The sequence below is a fragment of the Bacteroides sp. 2_2_4 genome, from assembly GCF_000157055.1.
GTDB classification, from domain to species: Bacteria; Bacteroidota; Bacteroidia; order Bacteroidales; family Bacteroidaceae; genus Bacteroides; species Bacteroides ovatus.
Genome location: NZ_EQ973390.1, coordinates 1 through 2485, shown reverse-complemented (window position 1 = coordinate 2485; position 2485 = coordinate 1). Strand labels below are relative to the sequence as shown.

Genomic DNA, 2485 nt, shown 5'->3' with positions numbered 1-2485 from the left:
GATGCGCCCATATAGGCTACACAATAAATATCTCTATGGCAAGAGATTAGGTTAGAGTTCAACAGACCTATCCTCAACGACTTAGCTGGAGGAGAAATCCAAAGGTGACAAAAGCATGTCGGTAAAGTCATTAGTCAGCTAAATACCAAGCTGCGACTGCATGGCGAGAGGAAAAGACAGACACAAGGATGAAGCCTGATTGGTTGAACGATAGTTCTGCTGCACACGTACCAGCCCCGACGAAAGGTATTTGATTCACGTCGGGCTGAAGCACCCCATGTAAACCGAAATTACAATGGAGCAGGAGCTGGCTTCAGAGCAACCACAATAAGTGGAATAGGAACGTAAGTCGCATCCGACAGTCTGCCGAGCCAAACAGTTATTGTGAAAGCAAATGGGGATTCCCTAAATCAGAATGCCGTAAGGCTATGGGCATAGGACCCTGAATATCTGACATGGGAACGGAGCTTCCGTAGTAGTCCGAGCAAGGGAAAGCCTTGTACATGGCGAAGGGAAGCAGTTAGATAACTTAATACAAATAATGGAAAATGTGTGAGACATTATGAGAAGTCCTGAGCAAGTATTAAAAGCTTTAAACAAGCATGGTAAAGTTTCGGATTACAAGTTCGAAAGGCTGTACCGTATCTTATTCAATGAGGAGATGTTTCATGTTGCTTACCAGCGTATTTACGCCAAACCAGGCAATATGACACCCGGTGCGGATGGGAAAACCATCAATCGGATGAGTCTTCAAAGAATAAACAAAGTCATTGCATCTTTGAGAGATGAGTCTTACAAGCCTAATCCGGCAAAAAGGATATACATACCCAAGAAAAACGGTAAGAAAAGACCGCTTGGAATTCCTTCCTTTGAGGACAAACTTGTACAGGAGGTGGTGCGCATGATTCTTGAAGCCGTCTATGAAGAGGTGTTTGCAAACACCTCACATGGATTCAGACCAAACAGAAGCTGCCATACCGCATTGACCCATATCCAAAAGACATTTACAGGTACAAAATGGTTTGTGGAAGGAGACATTAAAGGATTCTTCGACAACATAGACCACAATGTATTGATTGCAACTTTGCGGAAACGGATTGCCGATGATAGATTTCTAAGGCTTATCCGCAAGTTGTTGAATGCGGGATATATTGAAGACTGGAAGTTTCATAATACAAACAAGGGAACTCCACAAGGCGGTAATATCAGTCCTATACTGGCAAACATTTATCTTGATAATTTTGACAAGTATATGGAAGAATACGCCCTACGCTTCAATAAGGGAAAAGAAAGACACATCACCAAAGAATACAAGCAACTTAGCGATAAGATGCAACGCATCCTTAAAAGCATCAAGAACATACAGGATGCAGATGTCAGATTACAGCTTAGGGATGAGTATGAGAAACTGAGACGTGAAAGGCAAAAGATTGAGAGCAGAGACAGTATGGATGAAACATACAGAAGGCTTCGATACGTAAGATACGCAGATGATTTCCTCATTGGTGTTATCGGAAGCAAGGCAGAGTGCGTTAAAATCAAGTCGGACATTACCAAGTATATGGAAGAAAACCTCAAGCTGGAACTGTCACAGGAAAAGACATTGATAACAAACGCACAAAAGCCCGCGAAATTTCTTGGCTTCGATGTTTCAGTCCGTAAGTCTGATGCTATCAAGCGGGACAAGAACAATGTGCCAGCCCGTTATTACAACGGTAAGATAGTCCTAAAGGTCGCCATAGAAACGGTGCGGAACAAACTGGAAGAATACAGCGCCATCAGATACAAGGTAGAAAATGGCCGACAAGTTTGGTTTGCAAAGTTCAGAGGCAATCTTATGAAGAAGAAAATCGAGGACATAGTGGCGGCATATAACTCTGAAATCAGAGGGTTCTACAACTACTACTGCATTGCCAACAACGTGGCATACGCGCTCTCAAAGTTTGGATACATCATGGAGTACAGTATGTACCATACCATTGCAGGAAAAACCAATAGCACTGTAAGCAAAGTCATTGACAAATATAAGGTTGGGAATGACATTATAGTGCCATATCAGGATGCAAAAGGTAAATTACGGTACAGGAAATTCTATAATGAGGGATTCAAACGTAAACCACCAATGTACTATACGGAGGTAAACGACTTATCCTACACAATCGCAATTCCACAGCCGACACTTACTGAGCGATTGGATGCGAGAACATGTGAATTATGTGGAAAAGTCGGACCTGTAGTCATGCGTCATGTCAGAAAGCTAAATCAGCTTAAAGGAAAAACTGAATGCGACAGGCTGATGCTTGAAAAGCATAGGAAGACATTGGTTGTCTGTGAAAAGTGTTATGCCAAAATACACAGCCATGCTAAATAAAGTCATGTTATCAACGGAGAGCCGTATGCGTGGAGACATGCAAGTACGGTTTGGGGGCAGGTACGGGAAAACCTACTGCCGAAAGGCAGTAAGGCGTTCTGTACCGAGCCTACG

The 2485-nt window shown here is 42.9% G+C and carries 1 protein-coding gene; it reads left to right on the top strand.

Annotation, left to right across the window (positions count from 1 at the left end):
- Positions 1-562: 562 nt before the first annotated feature.
- Complete coding sequence (locus tag BSCG_RS00160) at positions 563-2371, top strand: reverse transcriptase/maturase family protein (RefSeq protein ID WP_008655903.1); 1809 nt, start codon at positions 563-565, stop codon at positions 2369-2371.
- Positions 2372-2485: the final 114 nt, after the last annotated feature.

Excerpts from the sequence above, each read along its gene's own strand:
- BSCG_RS00160 (WP_008655903.1), top strand. The coding sequence starts at position 563 with ATGAGAAGTCCTGAGCAAGTATTAAAAGCTTTAAACAAGCATGGTAAA.